The sequence below is a fragment of the Sodalis sp. RH14 genome (genome assembly GCF_047324285.1).
In the GTDB taxonomy this organism is placed as follows: domain Bacteria; phylum Pseudomonadota; class Gammaproteobacteria; order Enterobacterales; family Enterobacteriaceae; genus Acerihabitans.
On record NZ_CP178739.1, the window covers coordinates 1,856,905 to 1,881,845 of the forward strand.

Here is a 24,941-nt window from a genome sequence, read left to right on the forward strand (position 1 = left end):
ATGGCTTTTCAGCGCATGACCCCCATCACCACCCCCCGCGACTGCTGTCGCGCCCGTGTTTCAGGGCCATTAGGCCAGGATAACCCGCCTCAGCCCTGCTGCCGGACGGATGCGGCGCACTCCGCCACCGCCAGTGCGGCCAGTCCGGGCGCGGCCGGCTTTCCCGCCGGCAGCCTGATCAGCCGCCTGTATATCGCCCAGATGGATTGCCCGACGGAAGAGGGCATGATCCGCAAGGCGCTGGGCGGTATGCCCGGCGTGCAGGGCATGGAGTTCAACCTGATGCGGCAGGTGCTGACCGTCGCTCATAGCGAAGGCGCCCTGCCCGCCGTCGAGGCGGCGATCCGCGCGCTGGGCATGGACAGCAGCCCGGTGGTGGACGCTCGGCCGCCGGAGACGCCGGCGGCTAAACCCTGGTGGCCGCTGGCGCTGGCGGGCGCGGCGGCGCTGGGCGCGGAAGCGTGCCACTGGGCGGGATGGCCCCAATGGGCGGGGGCGGTATTGGCGCTGGCGGCCATTGCCGTCTGCGGCCTGGAAACTTACCGGAAAGGCTGGATTGCGCTGCGCCACGGCAATCTGAATATCAATACGCTGATGAGCATCGCCGTCACGGGGGCGATGTTGATTGGCCAATGGCCGGAAGCGGCCATGGTGATGGTGCTGTTTACCCTGGCCGAGCTTATCGAGGCCAAATCCCTGGACCGGGCGCGCAACGCCATCCGCGGACTGGTGCAGCTCAGCCCTGAACTGGCGACGGTGCGGCTGCCGGACGGCGGCTGGGCCGACGTGGCCGCCGGGGATATTGCGCCGGGCCGGATCGTGCGGGTAAAACCCGGCGAGCGCATCGCTCTCGACGGCGTGATCACGGACGGCGCCTCAAGCGTGGATCAGGCGCCCATCACCGGTGAGAGCCTGCCGGTGGAAAAAACCGCCGGCGATACGGTGTTCGCCGGCACGATTAACGGATCGGGCGCGTTTGAGTTCCGGGTGACGGCCGCCGCCACCCAATCCACCCTGGCGCGCATTATCCATGCGGTCGAGGAAGCGCAGGGCGCGCGCGCGCCCACTGCGCGCTTTATCGACCGGTTCGCGCGGATCTATACGCCGGCGGTGTTTGTCCTCGCCCTGGCCATCGCCCTGGGGGCGCCGCTGTTGTTCGGCGGCGGGTGGTACGAATGGGCCTACCGGGCGCTGGTGATGCTGGTTATCGCCTGCCCGTGCGCCCTGGTGATCTCGACGCCGGTGACCATCGTCAGCGGCCTGGGCGCGGCCGCCCGCCACGGTATTCTGATCAAGGGCGGCGTCTATCTTGAGGAAGGCCACAAGCTCGCCTGGCTGGCGCTGGACAAGACGGGCACCATTACCCATGGCAAACCGGCGCTGACCGATACCGTGCCGCTGGCGCAAGGGGAGGGGCGGGACCCGGTGCTTGTCGCCGTCGCCATCGCCTCCCGCTCCGATCACCCGGTCTCCCGCGCCGTGGCGACGGCGGACCGGGGCAATGACGCGCCGCCGCCGGACGTCGCCGATTTCGGCGCGCTGCCGGGACGCGGCGTGCGCGGCACGGTGGACGGCGTACAGTACCAGCTTGGCAACCATCGGTTGATTCATGAACTGGGGGTGTGTACGCCCGAGCTGGAGGCGCGGCTTGGCGCGCTTGAGGCGCAGGGCAAGACCGTTATCATGCTCAGCGACGGCGAACGGGTACTGGTGTTGTTCGCGGTGGCGGATACCGTAAAGGAAAGCAGCCGCGCCGCCATCAAGGCGCTGCAGGCTCTGGGCATCAAAACCGTGATGCTGACCGGCGATAACGCCCATACCGCCCGCGCCATCGCCAGCCAGGTCGGCATCGACGAGGCTCTGGGCGATCAACTGCCGGAGGACAAGCTGCGCGCGGTGGAGGAGTACGCGCGCCAGGGCAAGGTCGGCATGGTGGGCGACGGCATCAACGATGCCCCCGCCCTGGCCAGGGCCGATATCGGTTTTGCCATGGGGGCGGCGGGCACGGATACCGCCATTGAAACCGCCGATGTGGCGCTGATGGATGACGACCTGAATAAAATAGTGCGCTTCGTGCGCCTGTCGCGCACCACGAGCCGGGTGCTGGTGCAGAATATTACGCTGGCCCTGGGCATCAAGGCCGCCTTCCTGATCCTGGCCATGCTGGGCATGGCCACCATGTGGATGGCGGTGTTCGCCGATATGGGGGCCAGCCTGCTGGTGGTGGCGAACGGACTGCGCCTGACGCGCCAGTAGCGCCGGCGGCCGTTTTCCGCCGTTCGGGCGCAGCGCGGTCACTCCTGCCGCGCCTGGACCTCCGGCGCGGCGCGATCGAACAGTCCGTTTTTCAGGATGTTCTCGGCATAGAGAAAACCGATGCCCATCACCTGCTGTTGCCGGCTCAATCCGCCCACCAGAATCTGTGTCGCGTTGTCTATGGCGGTCTCGGCGTGATCGAAGGGATTATAGCGGGTTTGCTCATGGATGATCGCCAGCCAGTCGGCGCCGAATTGACAACTGCGGCCGTAGAGATAAATACGGTTGATATTCAGGATATTGAGGAAATTATACAGGCTCAGCCCGATCGCCCGCGCCGCGTTCTGCACCAGCAAGCGCACCGACGGGTTGCCGGCGTGGAATTCACTCAGCAGCCAGGCGGTGGTGATCTGCTGGTTTTCCAGGTCGTTGTCCGGGGTCATTTTTAACTGCATCCTGACCTTTTTCTTCAGGGAAGAGAGCGAGGCGATGGTCTCCAGGCAACCGTAGCGCCCGCACGAGCAGGCCGCCCCGTCGGGATCGATAATGGTATGGCCGATCTGGCCGCTGCCGAACAGCGTACCGCGATAGATGTCACGATCGATAACGAAGGATGAGCCGATGCCGTAATCGACGTTGATAACGCAAAAATCACCGGCGTTAGCCCGGTTCTGCCATTTCTCCGCCAGCGCCAGCATCACGCAATCATTGTCCATCAACAACCGGGTAGCCAGTTTCTCTTCCAGCAGATAACGCAGTTCAACGGGCTCGTGCCACAACGCCTGGGGCATTCTTTCCGACACGCCGGTGCGCGGATTGACCTGGCCGTGGATGGACAGCGCAATGCGCAGCGGCGTCTGTGGATCATGCTGGCGATATCCATGGTACTGCCGCTCGATTTCCTGCGCCAATTGCCCGGGCGTGGCAATCCGCGCCGGCTGCTGCCGCAGGGGCTGCAGCGGCCGGACCAGACCATCCACCAGGACGCTTTCAATCAAAAAAGGCGAGATATTCAGGCACAGGATATTGCCACGGGTGGCGATCTGGAAGCTGCCGCTGTTGTTGCCGCGCTTGTGCAAATTGCGTGCTGAACGGCACAAATAACCCTCCGCAAGCAATTCATCCAGAATATTGCTCACCGCCTGGATGCTCAATTGACTTAATCGTGCCAGCGTAGACTTGCTGGCGATTTTTTCGCGGTATAAGTGGCTGATTATTACTGCTTTATTATGACCGCGCATCATATGGCTGTTCATGCCGCAGAGGTTCATTCACTCAACTCACTTAACTGTATTGCGTGACCGCTTGACGAATATTGACCACAAACTGTCCTTTATACTGCCTCCTCTGATTTGTTTAATCAAAACTTTAATTGAGGCGGCTATGACAGGTACAGTGAAGATGTGGCGGGAAAGCGTGTCGATTCCCACTTACCTGACCGGTGGGCAGGATACGCATCCGATGTTTCTGGAACATCGGGTGTACCAGGGATCGTCCGGCGCGGTCTATCCCTACGGCGTAACGGATACCCTGACCGGGGAAAAAGCGCCGCGGGAATATCAGGCGCTGTGGCTGGAAAACGATTATCTGCGGGTCATGCTGTTGCCGGAACTGGGGGGGCGTATCCAGCGCGCCTACGACAAGATCAAACAGCGCGATTTTGTTTATCACAACGAGGTGATTAAGCCCGCCCTGGTGGGCCTGCTCGGGCCGTGGATATCCGGCGGCATCGAATTCAACTGGCCGCAGCATCACCGGCCGACCACCTATATGCCGGTGGATTACCGGCTGCAACAGCACGAGGACGGCGCATGCACGGTCTGGCTGGGCGAGCTGGAGCCTATGCGCGGCCTGCAGGTCATGACCGGGTTTACCCTGTATCCGGATCGGGCGTTAATCGAAATTTCGGCCAGGATCTTCAACGGCAACGATACGCCCCGTCATTTTTTATGGTGGGCGAATCCGGCGGTAAAAGGCGGCGACGATCACCAAAGCATCTTTCCGCCCGATGTCACCGCGGTATTTGATCACGGCAAACGCGATGTATCCACGTTTCCCATCGCCGCCGGCACCTACTATAAAGTCGATTATTCCGCCGGGGTGGATATTTCCCGTTATAAGAATATCCCGGTGCCCACCTCGTATATGGCCTATAAGTCGGACTACGATTTTGTCGGCGCTTACAGCCATGATGAGCAGGGCGGCTTACTGCATATTGCCGATCATCATGTGTCGCCCGGGAAAAAACAGTGGACCTGGGGCAACGGCGAGTTCGGCCGCGCCTGGGACGCTAACTTGACCGACGCCAATGGCCCCTATATTGAATTGATGACCGGGGTATTTACCGATAACCAGCCGGATTTCAGCTGGCTGGATGCCGGGGAAGAAAAGCGCTTTGTGCAGAATTTCCTCCCTTACAATACCCTGGGCACGCTGCAAAACGCCAATACCACCGCCGCCCTGAAACTCGAAAGAACCGCGGCGGGATTGATATGGGGGCTCTACGCGGTGGCGATACTGCATGGGTATCGTTTGGTTATCCGCGACCAGCGCCTGCCTGCGCCGCTACTGGATATCACGGTGGACCTGACCCCCACCCAGGCGTTACAGGAAGAATTAGCGGGCGATTTTTCCGGCCGGTTGTCCATCGAACTCAGGGATACGCAGAATAACGTGGTCCTCAGCTACCTTGAGCACCAGCCCACGGACGCGCCTTTGCCGGCCCCGGCCCAGCCTCCGCGCCCGCCCGCCGATATCGACAGCGCCGACGAAGCCTGGTTTATCGGCCAGCACCTGGAACAATATAACCATGCCGGACAGGGCGCGGACGAGTATTACCGGCGAGGGCTGGCCCTGGACGCCGGCGACTACCGTTGCAACCTGGCGCTGGCGATAAAAGAGTATAACCGTGCCGGCTATGAGCAGGCGATCGCCTATGCCGATGCCGCTTTAGCCCGTAGCCATCGCCTGAATAAAAATCCGCAGGACGGCGGCGCCAGCCTGATACGCGCCTGCGCCTGGGAACGCCTGCGGCAATGGGATCGCGCCTATGAAGATTTTTATCGCGCGACCTGGAGCGGCAACGGCAAGGAAGGGGGCTTTTTCGGTTTGGCGCGCATCGCCGCCCGCCGCCGGCAGTGGCGGGACGCGTTAGCCTTTGCCGACCAGAGCCTGCTGAGCAACGGCGCCAATTATCCGCTGCTGGCGCTGAGGGCCGTCCTGCTGCAACGCACCGGCCGGCCGGCTGAAAGCCTGGCGTATATTGAACGGCAACTGCAGGTCTATCCCCTGCATTATGTGCTGTTTGCCCTGCGTTATCTGTTTGATAACCAGGAAGCATCGCTTGCCGAGCTGCGCCGGGTCACCGGCGATCGGGGCGTTAACGCCCTGGGCATCGCCACTACCCTGCTATCGTTCGGCCTGCGTGACGAGGCCCTCGCCATCCTGACGCTGCTCGACAGCCGGGAAACCCTGCCGCTGTATTTACGCGCCGTCCTGGCAAAAGGGACGCTTTCGCCAGGGCAATACCTGGCGTTACTGCAGCAGGCGCGGGATAACTTCGGCCGCTTGGTGCGGTTCCCCAACCAACTGGCGGAAGTGGCGATGCTGGAACAACTGCCTGAGTGCTATTTCGCCCAGTATCTGCTGGGGTGCTTCCATTACAGCAAACGCAACTACCCGCGGGCGGTGGACTGCTGGCGGCGCAGTCTTGCGCTGCAGCCCGCTTTTGCCGGCGTCTGGCGCGACCTGGGGGTTTTCTATTTCAATAAGCAACAGGATCGCCGGCTGGCCGCCCGCCATCTGGAACAGGCGTTCACCCTGGCCCCCACCGACGCGCGCCTGCTGTTTGAAGGGGATTGCCTGCGCAGGTTATGCGGGGTCAAACCGGCGGAACGCCTGGCAAAACTGACGGCGCATATGCCTGTGGTCCTCCGGCGCGACGACCTGATTGCCGAGCTGCTGAGTTTATATAATCAGCTCGGGCAACCGGAAAAAGCGCTGTCGGTGCTGTTGTCCCATGTCTTCCACCCCTGGGAAGGCGGCGAGGGCAAAGTGACCGCCCAATACCTGATCGCGCAGCTTCGCCAGGCCCATGGCGCGCTTGCGGCGGGTAAGCCGCATACCGCGTCCTTAAGCCTGCAGGCGGCGCTGCGCTATCCGCCGAACCTGGGGGAAGGGCGGCTGGTGGGGCAAACCGACAACGATATTTACTTCTGGCTGGGCATTTGCGCGCAGCGCCTGGGGGACGACGTACAGGCGCGGGCGCATTTTCAACGGGCGGCACGGGGCAACGGCGAGGTCAATGAAAGCCGTTATTACAACGATCAGCCGGTGGATTATGTGTTCTACCAGGGCGCGGCGCTGGCGCGCCTGGGCCGCGTCCGGGAGGCGCACGACCTCTTTACCGCCCTGCGGCACTGGTCCGACGCCGCCCTCGACCGGCCGGTAGCGACGGACTTCTTTGCGGTATCCCTGCCCGATTTAGTGGTGCTGGACAATGACCCGGCACAAAACCACCGTCAGCACTGCCTGTTTGTCGGCGCCCTGGCAGCCCTCGGGCTCGGCGATACCCTGCGCTGGCAACAGCAGCTCGACGCCTTGCTCGCCTGTAATCCCAACCATGATAAGGCGCAGTTATTCGCGGTGTTGGCCCCTACGCTGACCGGCGAATTGCAGGACTGCTCACAACAAAACCAATAGGGGTGGTCTCATGAAAAGCACAAGTCCGTTGAATTTACCCTACGTCTGGGCTATCTGCCTGGTGGCCGCCTGCGGCGGTCTGCTGTTCGGTTATGACTGGGTGGTGATAGGCGGCGCCAAGCCGTTCTATGAAGCCTATTTTGGTATTACCAATCCGGCCCAGTCCGGCTGGGCGATGAGTTCCGCCCTGGCGGGCTGCGTGGCGGGCGCCATCGCCTCCGGCACCTTGTCCGAGCGCTTTGGCCGCAAGCTGCCCCTGCTGCTGGCGGCGGTGATGTTTACCCTGTCGGCCTGGGGCGCGGCGATGGCGCATAATTTCTCTTTATTCGTGGCGTTTCGCATTATCGGCGGGCTCGGCATCGGCCTGGCGTCGGCATTATCGCCGATGTATATCGCCGAAGTCAGCCCGGCGGAAAAACGCGGTATTTTTGTCGCGGTGAATCAGTTGACCATCGTTATCGGGGTGCTGGCCGCCCAATTGGTGAATCTGATGATCGCCGAGCCGGTGGCGGCGCATGCCGGCATGGCCGACATCGCCCAGTCCTGGAACGGCCAGATGGGCTGGCGCTGGATGTTCGGCTCCGGCGCGGTGCCGGCGGTGGCGTTTTTGCTGCTGCTGTTTATGGTGCCGGAGTCGCCGCGCTGGCTGGTGAAAGTGGGCCGTTTCGACCAGGCGGAAAAAGTGCTGGCCAAAATCGGCAACGCCCAATACGCCCGCACCATGCTGGCGGAGATCCGCCAGTCCATGGCCGGGGACGATACCCGCCGGGTACGGTTGCCGCAGTTGTTCTCCCGCCGGGTAAGGCCGGTGATGATCATCGGCATCGTGTTGGCGGTATTCCAGCAATGGTGCGGCATTAATGTGATCTTCAATTATGCGCAGGAAATTTTCGCCTCCGCCGGATTCGATATCAACGATACGCTCAAATCCATTGTCGCCACCGGCCTTATCAACCTGATTTTCACCCTTATCGCCCTGCCGCTGGTGGATAAGCTGGGCCGCCGCAAGCTGATGCTGCTGGGGTCGCTGGGGCTGACCATTATCTACGGTTTAATCGCCGCCGCCTACGCCATGGGCATCCTGGGCCTGCCGGTACTGTTGCTGGTATTGGTGGCCATCGCCATTTACGCGTTGACCCTGGCGCCGGTCACCTGGGTACTGCTGTCGGAAATCTTCCCCAACCGGGTACGGGGCATGGCGATGGCGGTCGGCACCTTTTCCCTGTGGGTGGCCTGTTTCCTGTTGACCTACACCTTCCCGCTGTTAAACGCCGCGCTGGGCGCGTCGGGCAGTTTCCTGCTCTACGGCGTTATCTGCCTGGCGGGTTTTACCTTTATCTGGCGCAAGGTGCCGGAAACCAAAGGCGTCACGCTGGAGGCGCTGGAACAACGCTTCGGCGACCAGGCGGAGCTGGATTATGAACAGCATCACGCTAAGTAACGAGGCGCTCGTCTTGCGGTGCCGGGCGCAGGGCGGCGCGGTATTAAGCCTGGCCACCCGCAGCGGGATCGCGATCCTGCGCCCGGCACGGGATCCCCTGGCGCCGCCGGGGGAGTGCGCCTTATTCCCGATGCTGCCGCTGGCGAACCGGGTGGAGGGCAATGCGTTCAACTGGCGGGGGCGGACGATCACCTTTCCCCGCTCGCCCTGGGACGAACGGTTTTTTTTACATGGCGACGGCTGGCTGTCGGCCTGGACGGTGGCGGACTCTGCGCCCGACGCGGTGGCGTTTTCCCTCTCCCGCACGCTGACGGACATCTGCCGTTACCGTGCGCAGCTGAGCTATCAACTGCGGGACCATGCCCTGCTGGCCACCCTGAGCATCACCAATACCGATGCCCAGACGTTTCCTTTCGGGCTGGGGTTTCATCCGTTTTTTTGCAAAACCCCGGCCATGACGCTGTGGTTTCAGGCGCGGGGCTACTGGCCGGAGCGCGCCCATCACCTGCCGGCGGACTGGCGGGAAGAGGTGCCCAGCGGCTGGGATTTCGCCACGCCCCGCTTGCCGGGGGCGGGCTGGATGAATAATGCCTTTTCCGGCTGGACCGGCAGGGCGGTATTGCATGATGCCGGCAGCGGCGCCACCGTTACCCTGGACAGCGCGACGGATATCCTGATGGTCTATCAGCCGCAAAACAGCGATTTTATCTGCCTGGAACCTCAAACCCATCCGGTGAACGCCCATAACCAGCCCGGCATGCCGGGACTGGCGGTGCTGGCGCCGGGCGGGACCCTGCGGCTTGCCATGCGCATCGGCTGGGCCGGGACGACGGCGCGGCGGCGGTCCTCCCCGGGCTAACCGGCGTCACGAAGGCAATCCGGGCAGCGGCGATACACTATCTTGCTAAAGGGAGTTGTTTCCCGCAGTAAAAAGCCATTAACATGCAAGCTTATGTTTGTTATGGCAGGGTTAACAATGAGTGACGCGTACGTTTCAAATGCCGAGATGGCGGCCCCATTAACCATTTATGAAGAAGATTTATCGGTTCGCATCGACGCCTTGCCGGCAACCGCCGGCCTGTGGCGGTTTATCATACTGCTGGCCCTGGGCGGTTTTTTTGAGCTGTATGATTTGTTCCAGACCGGCTATATCAGCGGCGGACTGGTGGCGGAAGGCATTTTCCATACCGGCGCGCAGGGGGTGTTCGGCGTCTCCGATCAGGCGGCGTTCGCCTCGGCCACCTTCCTCGGCTTGTTTATCGGCGCCAGCCTGCTCAGTCCGTATGCCGACAGGTATGGCCGCCGGCTGACCTTTATGTTCGCCCTGGCCTGGTACGGCCTGTTTTCGTTATGCCTGGCTTTTCAGCATCAGGCGGAGTGGATTATTTTCCTGCGTTTTATGGTGGGCGTAGGGTTGGGCATCGAACTGGTGACCATCGACACCTATCTGGCGGAATGGACCCCGGCGGGTCTGCGCACCAAGGCGTTCGCCTTTTCGTTTTTCATCCAGTTCCTGTCGGTGCCCGCGGTGGCGCTGATGTCCTGGTGGCTGGTGCCGCAGACTATTTTCGGCTTGACCGGCTGGCGTTATGTGGTCATCGCCGGGGCCGTGGCGTCGCTGGTCATCTGGCTGGTGCGCAAGAAATTGCCGGAATCGCCGCGCTGGCTGGTGCAGCAGCGGCGCTACCGCGAGGCGCGCGAGGTGATGTTGGAGATGGAAAGACGCTGCGGCATTACCGCCGCCGTTGATTTCCCCCGGCGCGACCAGGCGCCGGCGACGGCGAAAGCCGGCACCTTCCGGGACATCTGGTCCGCGCCCTATCGCGGCCGGACCCTGATGCTGTCGGTGATGAATTTTTTCCAGGCCATCGGCTTTTTCGGTTTCGGCAATTGGCTGCCGGCGCTGCTGGCGGGCCGGGGCGCCACCATTACCCACAGTCTGCTGTACGCCTTTTTTATCACCCTGGCGTATCCGCTGGGTTCCCTGTTATGCAGCCTTTACGCTGATAAAATGGAAAATAAATGGCAAATCGTTTTATCCTGCCTGGTGACCGTTATTTTCGGCGCGCTGTTCGCGGTGCAGAATAATCCGCTGCTGCTTATCATATGCGGTTTTTTTGTCACCTGGTCCAACGCCTGGCTGACCTACAGCTACCATTCCTATCAGTCGGAGGTGTTTCCCACCTTTATCCGCGCCCGCGCCGTGGGGTTTTGTTATTCCTTCAGCCGGCTGTCGACGGTGTTCAGCAGCATCATTATCGGCCTGTTGCTGCAGCATGCGGGCGTGCAGGGCGTCATCGCGTTTATCGTGGTCAGCATGCTGATTGTGATGGGCGTGATTGCGGTGTTCGGCCCGAAAACGCGTGGTCTTGATCTGGAAGATATCTGATCTGATGCCGCCTCGTCACGGGCTATACGATCAATCCGCGGGTGTCGCTGCGGATCTTCGCCCAGCGGACGCTTTTTCAGAAATGATATGTGCCTTGGGCGCCGGCGTGGCCGCGTCCCAGATAGCCGATAATCTGGTGGACGATGTCATATACTGGGCATCTTCTCGAACTTTTTGCGATAATCGCGTGGACTGACGGCCAGATGATGGCGAAATATGCGGGAAAAATAGAGCGGGTCGTCATAACCCACCGCCAGCGAAATCTGCGCAATGGACAGATGGGACTTCTGCAATAAATCGCAGGCGCGGGAAACGCGCTGCTTTTCCCGCCAGGCAAAGATGGTTTGTCCCATTTCGCGCTTGAACAGATGCGCCAGGCGCGACGGCGATAAAAATGTCATGCGCGCCAGATGATCGATGCGGATTTCTTCGTCAATATGTTCATTGACGTACTGGCAGAGCGACTTCACCCGGGGGTCGAGATTATGACGATTGCTTATGGGCTGCCGCTCGAAGCACATCAGGATAATGCGTTCCAGGGCATTCATCGCCAACGCGTCCGCCAACGATTCGTTGGCCGCGTTGTGGTGGATGACCTCCTTAAACAGCAAGGTCATGTCCTCGACATTGTCATCCAGCCGCAATCTGCCGATGCCATCCCCGGTTGCATCCCAATGCAGCCAGTCGATCCAATAGGGGCGGGGGATAAAGTAAATCCACAGATGGTCCCAGGCGTTGCTGCCCTCGGCCCGGCCGTAGTGATGAGGAATGCCGGGGGGGAACAGCAGCATATCATCCTGGCGACAGATAAAAGGCTCGGAGGGGGTATGGATCAATCCTTCGCCCTTCTGCGTCAGATGAAGCATATATCCTTTCATGCCGTTGGGCCGGTTTATGAAAAAGTCCAGCTTGCTGCCGGGTGAAATTGGCGTGAACCCCGATACCATATAGGCATTGAAGGTAAAACTTTTCATCAGCGGCGAAAAATTTACCATATCGGCATCATTCATCTTCACCATGGGTAATCCCCGATATCCTGTCTGTCCATTGCATTATGATAATAGCTACAATATCTGTTTATCTGTTTATCTGTTTTTGCGCCCGGTATCAATCAGGGCGATAGCGCCCTGCCGATAAATCCACCGCCAGATGGTCATAGATAGCATCCAATTTATAAAAATACAAAATCAGTAAATTAATTGCCGCCAGGATAAGCGGGAAGAAAATAAACATAAACTCGATGGTATACACCACGCTTTGCGGTTGGGCGGCGGCGCCCCCGCTGACGAAACCGACGGCGCCGAGTATCCAGCCGACGCTGGCGGTGCCAAGCCCCATGCCGAGGGTCTGGCCTAGGGTGCCGGCGCTGAACAGGATCCCTTCCAGGCGCAGTTTGGTGGTCCATTCACCATAATCAATCGTATCCGCCAGAAAGGCGAACATGGTGGCGCCGATACCGCAAAAGCCCACGCTGCGCACCGCGGTGGAGATGATAATAAACAGCGAATCCTGCTTATTTAATAACGGGATCAGATAGGCGACGCAGCATATCACCAGTCCCAGCATGGCCAGTTTGCGCTTGCCCAGGTGCTTCATCAGCATGGGGATTACCAGCAAGGTAAGCAATCCTGGGATGTATTGCGCCATGCTGATATAGGATATAAGCGTAACATCCTGCAGAATATATTTGGAATAATAAACGCTCACGGTCGTCAGCGCCGTCAGGCTGGTAAAGGTAACCAGCAGGTAACAGAAAATCATGATCCAGTAACGGTTGGCGCGCATCGAGCGCACTACCTGTCCCGCGGTAATATGGCGGGTATTGTCCTGGCGCACCGGCCGTATCCTTTCCCGGGTGCCCATACCGGTTATCAGCAAAAACAGCGCGGTAAAAAAACCGTAAATGCCGAATACGATGATCCATGACGTGGCCGAATTGCCAAAGAAAGCCACTAACGGCAGGGTACAGACGCCGACGGTCAGTGAACCGCAGGTGGAAAGCCCTTTGCGGAATACGCTGAGGATACCGCGTTCATAAGCGTCGCGGGTGATCAGCGCCAGCATGGATCCATAGGCGATGTTATTGGCGGTAAAAAAGATGTTGGCCAATAGGTAGGTAACGCAAACGTAAGCCACCTTGGCGCCGTAGCTAATATCCGGCACGGTCGACATCAGGAACGCCGACAGGCCGAAGGGCACCGCGGTCCATAACAACCAGGGGCGGGCTTTGCCGTAGCGGGTGTTGGTTTTATCAATACGAATACCGATAAATATACATATTACGCCGTCAAGAGCACGGGCGAAAAACATCAGCGAACCCACCACTACCGCGGAAACGCCGACAACATCAGTATAAAAATACGCCAGAAAGGTCACCATCATGGTATACGTCAGATTGGTGCCATAATCGCCGATTCCAAAAGCCAGCCGTTCGGAAAACCTGATTTTCTCTAGGTCCTCGTTTTGAATTCTTTCGCGCATTACTCCTCCTCCACCAAAATAATGGCAACGTCCCAGTCATTGAGATTTATAATGTCGCCTTTTTTTACCGCATTATTATTCAACAACGTTGTTCCCCGGCGGCACGGCACGGAAAATTGCTGCGGTTGATGTGAATAGTTCAGATAGAACAGCACCGTTTCACCCCGGCGCGTCTCGGCGCGTTTGCGGATCACCGGGAAGCGATGTCCGGACAGTTCCGCCGCCAGCGGAAGATCGCCCAGCACATAAGCGTACAGTTGTTCCAACGCGGCCGGCGAAAGCGGACAGCCGATATACACGGCGGAACCTTTGCCGTATCGGTTGCGGGTAATTGCCGCATATTTACCCCAGTACTGATGCTGGTAGCGTGCGATCACTTCAACGCTTGGGGTGTCGGCTTCCAACAGCTCCATCCAGTCCTCTATCCTGGCGTCTACGGCGTTTAATTGCAGCACATCGGAACTGAGAGACACGCATTCCGGCGCGGCAAACAGCTGATAGGTCACGCCGCAGGCCTCAGAAATAATGCCGGGTTGGGGTAGGGTCCTGACCTTCAGATGCTCGTTGGCAAAGCCGGATTTAAAGGAGTAGATCATGTGGCCGCCCGCGGCGACATATTGGTTTAGGCGGGTCAGCACCGCGTCCGATGCCGCGTAGAGTAGCGGGGCCACCAGTAAATCGTAGCGGTCGATGCGCGCATCGTCGGCGCTGAGAATATCCACTTCGATATTAAGACGGTATAAAGCGTCATAATATGCGCGGAACACATCATTATACTGATGCTCCGTGGGTCGGCCAAACTGATGACCCCGGTAAGGATGCCAGTCAATAGCCGTCAGGCTATCATTACTGACCAGCAACGCCACGCGATTGGTTTTTTTCAGGCCCACAAGCGCCGGCGACAATTGCGCCAGCTCTCGCCCGATACGTTGCGCTTCATGATAAACCGGGTTGGGCCGCAGATCGTGGCTAAGCAACCCTTTCCAATAGGTTTCATAGGAATTGTGAATGGAGTGCCAGTGCCAGTAGCCCACCAGCCTGGCCCCGGAGGCGATATGGCTAAAGGCTTGCAACCGCAACTGGCCCGGATAAGGCGTCCATTCCTTGAAGGCCTGCGCCTGCGTTTCCAGCACCAGGTAATTATCGTCCTTTGTGGTACGGGCAATATCGCCGGCAAAGGCGATTTCCGCCCCGGTCAGGCGATCCTGGCTGGGATGATAAACATCAATGCCGGTAATAGTCAGCGTAGCGGCCGCCGCAAAATGGTCCACTTCACTTCGGATGCCAAAAGAATATGTGCGCCAGTCAAAATCGAAATTATGGGTAATAAACTGCGCGTCTGATTTATATTCTCCGACAATACCTGCCTGCCAGTGGAGAAATTCCGTAACCAGCCCGCGCTGGAACTTTTGAAATTCCGCTCCCAGGCTGGCATTGATGGTGCCCTCCACGGAAGGGAAATCCTCCCAGGCATCGACGCGGTTGCTCCAGTAATCAAGACCGAACGCTTTGTTTAACCGATCAAGATCGTTATTAAAAATTGATTTCAGATATTTAACGAAATCTTGCTGCACATGGCTGCCGGATGTTTCGTAATATTTTGTTTCATTATCAATTTGAAAGCCAATCACGGCGGGATGATGTGCTGTCGCCGCCATCAGCTTGCGAATAATTCTTTCCGCATATCGCAAATAAATAGGGCTGGTAATATCCATTTTTTGTCGAGGCCCGTATTTATTGATGCCATGAGGCGTCGTGGCCATTACGGAAGGATGTTTTTTTACCAGCCATGCCGGGATGGCGTAAGTGGGTGTTCCTATTATAACGGCAATGCCGTTTTTATGCATTTTATCCATTACTGTCAGTACAGATGAAAAATCAAATATGCCATCCTGTTTTTCGTAAGTACTCCAGGTGCTTTCCGCTATACGTACATAATTTATTCCAGCGTCTTTCATCATCTTGATATCATCATCAAGTCTTTCTTCTGGCATATATTCACGATAATAAGCGACGCCATATAAAAATTTATCCATTAATATCCCTTAGTGGCGGTGATTGCTAGGGCTAACATATCCCAATTGCTGCTGATAAAAATTAAATTAGCTGCCGCAGACATAGAGAAAACTGCTGCCGGGAATTTGTTATGATCCGCGTCACAAAACGCCAATGCCGGCCACGCGGCCGCCGCGCGCGCCTGGTCATGCCCAGTCCGTGCCGGGTCGGCTGGCTTTTCACTCTTGACTACAAAAATAGCGGGGGTTTTGGCTTAAGATTTTTGTAGAAGGTTATCAACGATATCACTGTAAAAAGACATGGCGCCGGCGGCAAGGTGCTAAGCTTTTATTTGTTGCCTGCCAAGTCCCGCCTCTACTTGCCCGCCCCGGGGGCGGGAAGGCGGTGGTGGTTGGCTTTACGGAGCTTAAAAGGAACGTCTTGCCATGTCTTTAACTCTTTATCCCCGCCATGGTTTCATTACTGCGCCGTCAGGCGCTGGCACGCGATGCTGACGTCAGGAGAGACAGCGCCCGATCCCCTAAGCCGGTTCCAGCCCGCCACCCGGGACTGGTTCGCGGCCACCTTCGACGCGGCCACGCCCGCGCAGCAGGCGGCCTGGACGGCGATTGGCGCCGGCGACAGCACGCTGGTCATCGCGCCCACCGGTTCGGGCAAGACGCTGGCGGCCTTTCTGCACGCCATCGATGGATTGTTCCGGGAGCGCGAACGCGACCCCGGCCGCGCGCGCCAGACCGCCACCCGGGTGGTTTACATTTCGCCCATTAAGGCGCTGGGCGCCGATGTGCGGCGCAACCTGAGCGTGCCGTTGGATGGCGTCAGCGCCAGGCGCCGGCGGCGCGGCGATCCCGAGGTGACGCTGACGGTGGGTATGCGCACCGGCGACACGCCCGCCGCTGAACGCGCCGGCCTGCAAAGACGGCCGCCGGATATCCTGATCACCACGCCCGAGTCGCTGTATCTGATGCTCACCTCCAGGGCGCGCGAGACCTTGCGCGGCGTGACCACGGTGATTATCGACGAGATCCACGCGGTGGCCGGCGGCAAACGCGGTTCGCATCTGGCGCTGAGCCTGGAGCGCCTGGATGCTTTGCTGCCCGCGCCGGCGCAGCGTATCGGCCTGTCGGCGACGGTGCGCCCGGTGGAACGCGTGGCCCGTTTCCTGGGCGGCGCGCTGCCGGTGACGGTGGTTAACCCGCAGTCCAGGCGGCCCCTTGCGATGCGCATCGTGGTGCCGGTGGAGGATATGACCGCGATACCGGCGCGCGACGACGCCGCGCCGGAGATGCGGGCTACCGGGCGCGCGGGGTCGATCTGGCCGCATGTGGAAGCCAGCATCCTCGAGCAAATCCTCGCCTGCCGTTCCACCATTGTCTTTACCAATTCCCGCGGCCTGGCCGAGAAACTGACGGCCAGGCTCAATGAACGCTATGCCGAGCGCGCCGCCGTCTCGCCATTGCAGCAGGAGACGGCCGCACATTATCTCTCTAATTCGGGTGGCACCGGCAAGCGCGCCGCCGGCGAACCGCCGACCGTCGCCCGGTCCCATCATGGCTCGGTGTCGAAAGAGCAGCGGGCGGAAATTGAAATGGCGCTTAAATCCGGCGAGCTGCGCTGCGTGGTCGCCACCTCCAGCCTGGAACTCGGTATCGACATGGGACTGGTGGATCAGGTTATCCAGGTCGGCGTGCCGCCAACGGTCGCCAGCGCGCTGCAGCGGGTGGGGCGCGCCGGCCATCAGGTGGGCGGCATTTCTTCCGGGGTGGTTTATCCGCGAACCCGACGTGATGTGATCGATGCCGCCGTGACGGTGGAGCGCATGCTGGCCGGACGGCTGGAATCCGTGGCGCCGCCGCGTAACCCGCTCGATGTGCTGGCGCAGCAGACCGTGGCCGCGGTGGCCATGGAACCGCTGAATATCGAGGAGTGGTTCGTGCGGGTGCGGCGCGCGGATCCGTTTCGCGCCCTGCCGCGCAGCGCCTTCGACGCCACCCTGGATATGCTGGCCGGCCGCTATCCGTCGGAGGCGTTCGGCGAGTTTCGCCCGCGGCTGGTCTGGGATCGGGCGAGCGGTTTGCTTACCGCCCGCCCGGGGGCGCAGCAATTGGCGGTGATCAGCGGCGGCACCATTCCCGATCGCGGCATGTTCAGCGTCGTCTTGCCGCAAGGCGAGGAAAAAAGCGGCGCGCGTCGGGTCGGCGAGCTTGACGAGGAGATGGTCTACGAGTCGCGGGTCAACGATGTGATAACCCTGGGCGCCACCTCCTGGCGCATCCAGCAGATTACCCACGATCAGGTGGTGGTGGTCCCGGCGCCGGGCCGCTCCGCCCGCCTGCCGTTTTGGCACGGCGACAATGCCGGCCGGCCGGCCGAACTGGGGGAGGCCATCGGCGTCTTCCTGCGCGAGGCGGAGGCGGCGACGGCGGGCATCCGCGGCCCGTTGGCGCAGGACCACCCGCTGGCGGCGCGGCTTAAGGCCGCGGGTCTGGATGATAACGCCATCACTAATCTGGTCGAACTGGTGGCGGAGCAACGCGACGCCACCGAGGTGCTGCCCACCGATCAAACGCTGGTGATTGAGCGCTGCCGCGACGAGAGCGGCGACTGGCGGGTCATGCTGCACTCGCCTTATGGCCAGCGCGTGCACGGCCCCTGGGCGCTGGCCATCGCCGCGCGCGTCCACCAGCGTTTAAAAGTCGATCCCGCCGTCGTCGCCAGCGACGACGGTATTATTGTCCGCATACCGGACAGCGTCGGCCGACTTCCCGGCGCGGAACTGTTTGTGTTCGATCCCCACACGCTGCCGCAAATCGTCACCGATGCGGTGGGACAGTCGGCGCTGTTTATCGCCCGCTTTCGCGAATGCGCGGCGCGCGCCTTGCTGCTGCCGCGTCGGCGCCCCGGCAAACGCTCGCCGTTGTGGCAGCAGCGCTTGCGCGCCGGTCAGCTGCTGGAAATTGCCCGGGAGCATGACGATTTTCCGCTGATCATCGAGACCGCCAGGGAATGTTTGCAGGACGTATATGATCTGGGGGCATTGCAGGCGCTGATGCAGCGCATCAATGACGGCGCGGTGCGCATGCGGGAGGTTACCACCGAGATCCCCTCGCCGTTTGCGGCTAATCTGCTGTTCGGCTATGTCATTGAGTTTATGTACCAGGGCGATGCGCCGCTGGCGGAACGACGGGCGTCCGTACTGTCGCTGGACAGCGGCCTGCTCGGCGAACTGCTGGGTCAGGTGGAGCTTGGCGAGCTGCTCGACCCCCGGGTGGTGGAACGGGTCGGTCAGGAATTGCAGCGCACCGCCGCCGCTCGGCGCGCAAAGGGCGCTGAAGGGGTGGCCGACCTGTTGCGCGAGCTCGGTCCCCTGTCGCGCCCGGAAATCGCCGCGCGCCTGGCCGATGGCGACGGTGCCGGCGATTATCTGGCGCAGCTGGCGGCGGCGGCGCGGATTATTCCCGTACGCATCGCGGGCGAGGCGCGCTGGGCCGGCATAGAAGATGCCGCCCGCCTGCGCGATGCGCTGGGGATAGCTTTACCGCCGGGCATTCCGGCCGCGTTTTTGCAGGCGGCCGGCGATCCCCTGCGCGAGTTGCTCAGCCGCTATGCGCGCACGCACGCGCCTTTTACCCCAGCGCAGGCGGCGGCGCACTTTGGGCTGGGCGTGGCCATTGTGAATGAGCAACTGGAGCGCCTGCGCGATCAGGGCAGGGTGTTACCCTGCAACGTCGCGGGCGGGCCCGGACCGGACACCGACACCGGCGCGCCCGCCGACGGCGGCCAGCAGCGCCGGTGGGTGTGGGATGAGGTATTCCGCCGTTTGCGGGCGCGCTCTTTGCAGGCGGCGCGCGAGGCGACCCGGCCGGTGCCGCGCGAGGCCGTGGTGCGGCTGGTGCTGGAGCGCCAGGGCGTACTGACCGACGCCGCCGCGCCGGCGTCGGATCCCGACCCGTCCGCCGCGCTCGGCGCATTTGAAGGCGTCGAGGGCGTCGCCCGGGTCATCGAGCAACTGGCGGGGGTCGCGTTGCCGGCTTCACTGTGGGAACGCCAGATTTTGCCCGCCAGGGTCCATGACTATCATCCGTCGATGCTGGATGAGCTGATTGCCGCCGGCGAGGTGGTTTGGGCCGGCCATGGCGCGCTTGGCGACGACGATGGACTGGTCTCCCTGCATCTGCGCGAAAACGCCGGCGCAACGCTGCCGCGGGTGAATGATGAGGCCGGCACGTCAACCGCCTCCGCGCTGCAACAGTCCATTCTCGCCGTGCTGGCCGATGGCGGCGCCTATTTTGTCCGTCAACTGGCGCCGCTCGTCCAGGCGCGCCTGGCGGCCGGGCCCGGCCAGGAGGCCGGGGCGGAAATAGCGCCCGCTGAAATGGCGGAAACCGTTTGGGATCTCGTCTGGCAAGGCCGTCTCACCAGCGACACCTGGTCGCCGCTGCGCGCGCTGACGGGGATACGCCCGCCCACCCGTTCGCGCCCGGCCCGCGTCCCACGGCACCGGCGCCAGGTGGCGGGCTGGGTACCGGTGTGGGCGCCGGCCAAACCGATATCGGCGCGGAACGCCCGGTTCGGCGATGCGGTCCTGGCCGGCCGCTGGTCATTGCTGGCCGGCGAGGCGGCCAGCCCGACCCTCAGGATGCTGACCCAGGTCGAGAATCTGTTCGACCGCTATGGCGTGGTAAGCCGCGGCGTGGCGATGGCCGAGCAGGTGCCGGGAGGCTTTCCCGCGCTGATGCCGGTGCTGCGGCGGATGGAAGAGGCGGGCCGCGTGCTGCGTGGGCGCTTTATCACCGGCCTGGGCGCCGCGCAGTTTGCCGATAAGGACTGTATAGAACGCCTGCGTGAATTGGCGCAAACGGATGCGGCGTCCGGCGAACCGGTGGCGCTGTCGGCCAGCGATCCGGCCAATCCCTTCGGCTGGCTGTTGCCCTGGCCGTCCAACCCGGCAGACCTGCGTCCGGCCCGGCGCGTCGGCGCCATGGTGGTGATCTGCAACGGCAGGCTGGCATACTATCTGGCGCAAAGCGGCCGCCAGCTGTTAACCTTTATCGATAACGACGACATCGGATGGCGGGCCAGCGGTTTGCGCGCGCTGGCCGCCGCGCTGCAGCGCGAGAAACGCCGCGTGTTTACGCTTGAGGATGTCGACGGCCGGCCGGCGCATGGCAGCCCGGTCGCGCACGCTTTGTCCGCGGCCGGCTTCTCGCGCGTGCCCAGGGGATATGCCTGGTACGGGTGAACCGGGCGCGCGGGGAGGGCCACGGCGCGGTATAGCGCCTGTGGCGCCCCAGCCCAGGTTCCGCAGGAAGGGTTGGCAAGGCTTGCCGCACCCGACCTGGCCTTGCCATGCCGCCGCCCTGATTTACCGCCGCGCCAGTATCAGCCCGCCGGTATCCGCCACTGCCCGGTATTCGCCATAATCCGCCAGGGCAAGGTGGCGAACCCGCATCGGATGGCGGTGCGTCGCCGTGATGACCACCACCCTGGCCCCCGCCGCTTCAGCCGCGGCAATCCCGGCCGGCGCGTCTTCGAATACCAGGCACCGGCCGGCGTCGACCCCCAGCCGATCGGCGGCCATCAGGTAGCAGTCAGGCGCGGGTTTGCCGCGGACCACGTCTTCGGCGCTTATCAGCAGCGCAGGCACCCTCAGTCCGGCGGCCCGCAGGCGGCGCAAGGCCAGTTCCCGCGGGGCGGATGTAACGATAGCCCAGCGGTCCGGTGGCAGCACGGCCAGGAAATCCGGGGCATGGGCAATCGGGACGATGCCGTCGGTATCCTCGATCTCCGCCTGGGTGATTGCCCGGGCCTCGGCCTCGGGGTCGACGCCCGGCAGGTTCAGGCGGCGAATGGTTTCGACACTGCGCACCCCGTGGATGGTGGGCAGAAACGTCGCCACGTCCAGCCCGTGCCGCGCGGCCCAGCGCGACCAGACGCGTTCGGCCGAGGCAATGGAGTTGAGCAGGGTGCCGTCCATATCGAACAGGAAAGCGGCAAAGCGCTGGTCTGTGTACATAGTCTCTCCGGGATAGGTTTGCGGCGCCCCGCCTATGGCGCCGTTGCGGGCGGGACAATCCGGGCGTATGCCAGTATCAACGACAGTCTCGGCAAGATCAACGGCCGCAATAGCCGACATGCCAGCGCCGCAATATCAGGCGGCCGTCTTTTACCTCATTCCCCCCCGGGCCCGTTAAATGGCGCGCGCAGGCGGTCAATCGGTGAAGTCGGTCGCTTGCGCCGTTCCCTGCCAGGCATCAATGTCTGCACGCACATCCTGCATCTTCTGCAATGCCAGTTCATTGGCGATGCCTTACGACGCACCCGTAATGAACCCTATTTTCTCAGTTGTTTTCATGATATGTCCCTTGATTAAGGTCATGGCCACCGCGCCGACGGGATAGCCTGCTTTGTCCATGCTGGACGTTTTGCGTGATATTCCGGATATCCCGCGCACCCCTTGCAACTGCGAAGGGTTGATAAAATCAGTAGGGACTGGCCGTGGGTCGAACGACGATTTCGCTAACGTCGACATCGTCGGGCTGCGCGATCGCATAGGCTATGGCGCGCGCGACGGCATCCGGCGTTAATGCGATGCGGCGGAATTCGCGCATGGCGTTGCGGGCCGTTTCGTCGGAAATCTGGTCGGCCAGTTCCGATTCGACCACGCCCGGGCAGATAACCGTTACGCGGATCGCGTCGGACTCTTGGCGCAGGCCGTCGGAGATGGCGCGTACCGCGTATTTGGTTGCGCAGTACACCGCCGCCGTGGGCGATACCGACAGCCCGCCGATGGAAGACACGTTGATCACCTGGCCATGGCCCTGCTGCGTCATGACGGGCAGCACCGCCGCGATGCCGTGCAGGACGCCGCGGATATTCACGTCGATCATCCGATCCCACTCGTCCACCTTGCGCGCGGCCAGAGGCGAAAGCGGCATGACGCCCGCATTGTTGACGATGACGTCGATGCGGCCAAAGGTCTCTTGGGCAAACCTGGCAAAGTCATCGACGTCCTTTGCCGACGTGACGTCAAGCGCCCGAAAGCAGACCGAGCCGCCGCTGGCCTGGATCTCCCCGGCCAGCGCGGCCAGCCGCTCCGTGCGGCGGGCGCCGATGACGAGCTGGTGTTTCTGGCTGGCGAGAAGCCGCGCGGTGGCCTCGCCGATGCCGCTGCTGGCGCCGGTAATAAGGATGACTTTGGATTCTGTAGTTACGGCCATAATGGCTGACTCCTTTTCAGTGGGTTATCTCGCGGCGCAGCACCATGCCGGCGTGGTATAAAACGCCGTCACGGAAGTTGCCGTCGGCGGAAAAGCCGGTATCGTCGCAATACAGGATATGATCGCCTTCAATGCGGTAGCTGCCCCGATAGGCGCTTTTGCGCGTGCCCCGGGCCTCGTCGTAGCGGCCGTTGGCAAGCAGCTCATGGCGAATGTAGCCATCGGCTGTCACCCAAACGCCGACGTACCTGTTGTGATTCATGACGGCTGCCTCCTGTGTCCTGGCAACAATAACGGGCCGAAGGCCTATAGTAGGAGTGGGGCGCCGTTGCGGGAATAGCCATGGCTATTGCATCATTGCCTATTCCTATTGCGCTGGTGATTTATTTCCCTTAAGGTTGGCGAAACGATGGCTGATTCCTCTGAACGGCCGCAACGGGAGACGATGGCATATGGCGGCAATCGAGGACACCACCACCCAGCGGATGTCGGCGCTGCTGACGCAATTGGCGCCCAATGAGGGCTACACGCTGTCCGCGCTGGATGCCGTTCGCTTTATGCGCTCGGACCGGCCTTTGGGACGAACGCCCGTTTTATATGAACCGAGCATCGTGATTGTTTGCCAGGGACGTAAGCGCGGCTTTCTTGGCAGCGATGTTTATGTTTATGACGCCCAGCATTACCTGGTATTGTCGGTGCCCTTGCCCTTTTCCACCCAAACCGAGGCGAGCGCATCCGAACCGATGCTGGCCGTCGCCATAAGCTTAGATCTGACGCAAGTGGCCGATTTGATGTTGCAAATAAATCATTTGGGCCCACAGGCCGTGCCCGGCATACCCTTGGGTATCGCCTCAACCCCGCTGAGCGGCGCATTGGCCGATGCCACGCTGCGATTGCTTGAAATCATGACCTGTCCGCGCGACGCGCACATATTGGGCCCCGCGGTGGTGAGGGAGATTTATTACCGCGTACTGGTCGGGGAACAAGGGGGCGCCATGCGGGCGGCTTTGGCGCATCAGGGCCAGTTCGGCCGCGTTGCCAAGGCATTGCGCCGGATCCATGCCGATTATGCGCAGTCATTGGATGTCGCGCATTTAGCCGGCGAAGCCGGCATGAGCGTGCCTGCCTTTCATGCCCATTTCAAGACGGTGACCCAAACATCGCCCATCCAGTACATCAAGTCGACGCGATTGCACCAGGCCCGGCTACTGATGATCCGTGATGGCCTGACCGCGGCATCCGCTTCGTCCCGGGTCGGCTATGACAGCCCCTCGCAGTTCAGTCGCGAATTCAAGCGATTCTTTGGCCGCAGCCCCATGGAAGAGGTTCGCGATATGAAGGCGTCGTTTTCGTTGTCCCCCGCAAAGCCCCTTTCCGAGTTTACCCTGGCGCACTGAGCGCCGTTCCCGACGTCCAGCAATACCCTGACGCATCCACACGACTGGCGGCGATTCGGTTAGCCGGTTTCCGGTTAACCTTTACCGGATTTGTACTTTTGCATCCGTCCATGCCTTGGTTAGAGTTATACCTCTGTTTAGTTATTGGATAGTCAGGTAAAAGTTAATGGATGCCTTAATTCCGGTAGTGGATCACGCGGTGATTAACGTCGCGGGCAAGCTTGATGAAACGCAGCGATTATTTACGCTTTTAGGGTTCCAGTTGACGCCGCGCGGTCACCATTCCCTGGGCTCCAGCAACCATCTGGCCATTTTTGGCGAAAACTATTTTGAGCTGCTGGGGTTTGAGGCGGGCAACGCCGATAAACGCCAGGACCTGTGGAACGCGCCCCTCGGGCTCACCGGCCTGGTGTGGAAAACCACTGACGCCGATGCGGTCTACCGCCATCTGCAATCCGTCGGTCTGGCCGGCGATCCCCCCGCCTCATTTTTCCGTCCCGTGACGCTGCCCGACGGCAGCCGGCCTGAAGCCCGTTTTCGTACCGTCAGGCTGGCCGCCGGGCGGATAAAAAACGGCCGCAGTTTTTTTTGCCAGCATGAAACGCCGGAACTGGTCTGGCGCGCCCCATGGCGCCGGCATCCCAACGGCGTCGTCGATATCAGCGCCTTTGTGATTGCCGCGGCCGACCCCGCGGCGGTGGCCGGCCTTTACGGCACGCTGTTTGGTCATAAGGCTATTCATGACGACGGCCAGGGCGGCTATTGGCTGCAGGCGGACAAAACCCGGGTGCGATTTATCACCCCGCAGCGGGCCGCCGGGCTGTATGGGCCGGTCCCGGCAGGCGAAAACGGCGCCGAGCGCATGGTGGCGCTGGAATTTGCGGTCTCGTCGCTGAGCGCCACCACCGACTATTTTCAGCGCAGCGGCATCCAGACCTTATCCCCGGCGCCGGATACCTTGCTGGTTAGCGCCGACCGCGCCTTCAATGTCGCCCTGCTGTTCGCAGCCTCTTGATTTTCTTTATTTTAAGGTCCGTTAA

At 61.3% G+C, this 24,941-nt stretch carries 15 protein-coding genes; 8 read left to right on the forward strand and 7 right to left on the reverse strand.

Annotated features, from left to right (window positions below; genetic code table 11):
- Nucleotides 1-2,256: a heavy metal translocating P-type ATPase gene (locus ACL2XQ_RS08315; protein WP_410015575.1), complete on the forward strand. Its 2,256-nt coding sequence runs from the start codon at nt 1-3 to the stop codon at nt 2,254-2,256.
- Between the two features lie 38 nt (nt 2,257-2,294).
- Here the strand turns inward: ACL2XQ_RS08315 and ACL2XQ_RS08320 are convergent, their stop codons facing one another.
- Complete coding sequence (locus tag ACL2XQ_RS08320) at nt 2,295-3,527, reverse strand: ROK family transcriptional regulator (protein WP_413740245.1); 1,233 nt, start codon at nt 3,525-3,527, stop codon at nt 2,295-2,297.
- Nucleotides 3,528-3,639: 112 nt separating this feature from the next.
- Between ACL2XQ_RS08320 and ACL2XQ_RS08325 the strand changes: the two genes are divergently transcribed.
- The 4 genes from ACL2XQ_RS08325 to ACL2XQ_RS08340 all read left to right on the forward strand — a co-directional run bounded on the left by ACL2XQ_RS08325 (nt 3,640) and on the right by ACL2XQ_RS08340 (nt 10,787).
- Nucleotides 3,640-6,957 (forward strand): DUF5107 domain-containing protein, encoded by a 3,318-nt coding sequence (locus tag ACL2XQ_RS08325; RefSeq protein ID WP_413740246.1) that lies wholly within the window; start codon nt 3,640-3,642, stop codon nt 6,955-6,957.
- Between the two features lie 10 nt (nt 6,958-6,967).
- The gene (locus ACL2XQ_RS08330) at nt 6,968-8,398 is read left to right on the forward strand and encodes a sugar porter family MFS transporter (RefSeq protein ID WP_410015572.1); all 1,431 of its coding nucleotides are present in this window, start codon (nt 6,968-6,970) and stop codon (nt 8,396-8,398) included.
- Entirely contained in the window at nt 8,376-9,257 is an 882-nt protein-coding gene (locus tag ACL2XQ_RS08335; protein WP_413740247.1) for an aldose 1-epimerase, read from the forward strand. The genes ACL2XQ_RS08330 and ACL2XQ_RS08335 overlap by 23 nt, the downstream gene beginning before the upstream one ends.
- Nucleotides 9,258-9,404: 147 nt before the next feature.
- Nucleotides 9,405-10,787: an MFS transporter gene (locus ACL2XQ_RS08340; RefSeq protein ID WP_413728804.1), complete on the forward strand. Its 1,383-nt coding sequence runs from the start codon at nt 9,405-9,407 to the stop codon at nt 10,785-10,787.
- 146 nt (nt 10,788-10,933) lie between these two features.
- Here the strand turns inward: ACL2XQ_RS08340 and araC are convergent, their stop codons facing one another.
- The 3 genes from araC to ACL2XQ_RS08355 form a co-directional block, all read right to left on the reverse strand.
- Nucleotides 10,934-11,803 carry an arabinose operon transcriptional regulator AraC gene (gene araC / locus ACL2XQ_RS08345; protein ID WP_410016569.1) on the reverse strand — a complete coding sequence of 290 codons (870 nt, stop codon included), beginning with the start codon at nt 11,801-11,803 and terminating at the stop codon, nt 10,934-10,936.
- Between the two features lie 91 nt (nt 11,804-11,894).
- On the reverse strand, nt 11,895-13,268 hold the full coding sequence (locus tag ACL2XQ_RS08350; protein WP_413740248.1) for an MFS transporter: 1,374 nt from the start codon (nt 13,266-13,268) through the stop codon (nt 11,895-11,897).
- Nucleotides 13,268-15,304: a beta-galactosidase gene (locus ACL2XQ_RS08355; protein ID WP_413740249.1), complete on the reverse strand. Its 2,037-nt coding sequence runs from the start codon at nt 15,302-15,304 to the stop codon at nt 13,268-13,270. The genes ACL2XQ_RS08350 and ACL2XQ_RS08355 overlap by 1 nt, the downstream gene beginning before the upstream one ends.
- A gap of 467 nt (nt 15,305-15,771) precedes the next feature.
- Here ACL2XQ_RS08355 and ACL2XQ_RS08360 point away from each other — a divergent pair, with 467 nt between their 5' ends.
- The gene (locus ACL2XQ_RS08360; protein ID WP_413740250.1) at nt 15,772-20,526 is read left to right on the forward strand and encodes an ATP-dependent helicase; all 4,755 of its coding nucleotides are present in this window, start codon (nt 15,772-15,774) and stop codon (nt 20,524-20,526) included.
- A gap of 123 nt (nt 20,527-20,649) precedes the next feature.
- Here ACL2XQ_RS08360 and ACL2XQ_RS08365 read toward each other — a convergent pair whose 3' ends face one another.
- The 3 genes from ACL2XQ_RS08365 to ACL2XQ_RS08375 form a co-directional block, all read right to left on the reverse strand.
- Complete coding sequence (locus ACL2XQ_RS08365; RefSeq protein ID WP_413740251.1) at nt 20,650-21,300, reverse strand: HAD-IA family hydrolase; 651 nt, start codon at nt 21,298-21,300, stop codon at nt 20,650-20,652.
- A gap of 466 nt (nt 21,301-21,766) precedes the next feature.
- The gene (locus tag ACL2XQ_RS08370; protein WP_413740252.1) at nt 21,767-22,504 is read right to left on the reverse strand and encodes an SDR family oxidoreductase; all 738 of its coding nucleotides are present in this window, start codon (nt 22,502-22,504) and stop codon (nt 21,767-21,769) included.
- 16 nt (nt 22,505-22,520) lie between these two features.
- Nucleotides 22,521-22,766 carry an Atu4866 domain-containing protein gene (locus ACL2XQ_RS08375; RefSeq protein WP_413740253.1) on the reverse strand — a complete coding sequence of 82 codons (246 nt, stop codon included), beginning with the start codon at nt 22,764-22,766 and terminating at the stop codon, nt 22,521-22,523.
- Nucleotides 22,767-22,956: 190 nt separating this feature from the next.
- Here ACL2XQ_RS08375 and ACL2XQ_RS08380 point away from each other — a divergent pair, with 190 nt between their 5' ends.
- Nucleotides 22,957-23,901 (forward strand): AraC family transcriptional regulator, encoded by a 945-nt coding sequence (locus ACL2XQ_RS08380; protein ID WP_413740254.1) that lies wholly within the window; start codon nt 22,957-22,959, stop codon nt 23,899-23,901.
- A 166-nt stretch (nt 23,902-24,067) separates the two neighbouring features.
- Entirely contained in the window at nt 24,068-24,916 is an 849-nt protein-coding gene (locus ACL2XQ_RS08385; RefSeq protein WP_413728591.1) for a VOC family protein, read from the forward strand.
- Nucleotides 24,917-24,941: the final 25 nt, after the last annotated feature.

Excerpts from the sequence above, each read along its gene's own strand:
- ACL2XQ_RS08315 (WP_410015575.1), top strand. The coding sequence starts at position 1 with ATGGCTTTTCAGCGCATGACCCCCATCACCACCCCCCGCGACTGCTGT.
- ACL2XQ_RS08320 (WP_413740245.1), bottom strand. The coding sequence starts at position 3,527 with ATGAACCTCTGCGGCATGAACAGCCATATGATGCGCGGTCATAATAAA.
- ACL2XQ_RS08325 (WP_413740246.1), top strand. The coding sequence starts at position 3,640 with ATGACAGGTACAGTGAAGATGTGGCGGGAAAGCGTGTCGATTCCCACT.
- ACL2XQ_RS08330 (WP_410015572.1), top strand. The coding sequence starts at position 6,968 with ATGAAAAGCACAAGTCCGTTGAATTTACCCTACGTCTGGGCTATCTGC.
- ACL2XQ_RS08335 (WP_413740247.1), top strand. The coding sequence starts at position 8,376 with ATGAACAGCATCACGCTAAGTAACGAGGCGCTCGTCTTGCGGTGCCGG.
- ACL2XQ_RS08340 (WP_413728804.1), top strand. The coding sequence starts at position 9,405 with ATGGCGGCCCCATTAACCATTTATGAAGAAGATTTATCGGTTCGCATC.
- ACL2XQ_RS08350 (WP_413740248.1), bottom strand. The coding sequence starts at position 13,268 with ATGCGCGAAAGAATTCAAAACGAGGACCTAGAGAAAATCAGGTTTTCC.
- ACL2XQ_RS08355 (WP_413740249.1), bottom strand. The coding sequence starts at position 15,304 with ATGGATAAATTTTTATATGGCGTCGCTTATTATCGTGAATATATGCCA.
- ACL2XQ_RS08360 (WP_413740250.1), top strand. The coding sequence starts at position 15,772 with ATGCTGACGTCAGGAGAGACAGCGCCCGATCCCCTAAGCCGGTTCCAG.
- ACL2XQ_RS08365 (WP_413740251.1), bottom strand. The coding sequence starts at position 21,300 with ATGTACACAGACCAGCGCTTTGCCGCTTTCCTGTTCGATATGGACGGC.
- ACL2XQ_RS08370 (WP_413740252.1), bottom strand. The coding sequence starts at position 22,504 with ATGGCCGTAACTACAGAATCCAAAGTCATCCTTATTACCGGCGCCAGC.
- ACL2XQ_RS08375 (WP_413740253.1), bottom strand. The coding sequence starts at position 22,766 with ATGAATCACAACAGGTACGTCGGCGTTTGGGTGACAGCCGATGGCTAC.
- ACL2XQ_RS08380 (WP_413740254.1), top strand. The coding sequence starts at position 22,957 with ATGGCGGCAATCGAGGACACCACCACCCAGCGGATGTCGGCGCTGCTG.
- ACL2XQ_RS08385 (WP_413728591.1), top strand. The coding sequence starts at position 24,068 with ATGGATGCCTTAATTCCGGTAGTGGATCACGCGGTGATTAACGTCGCG.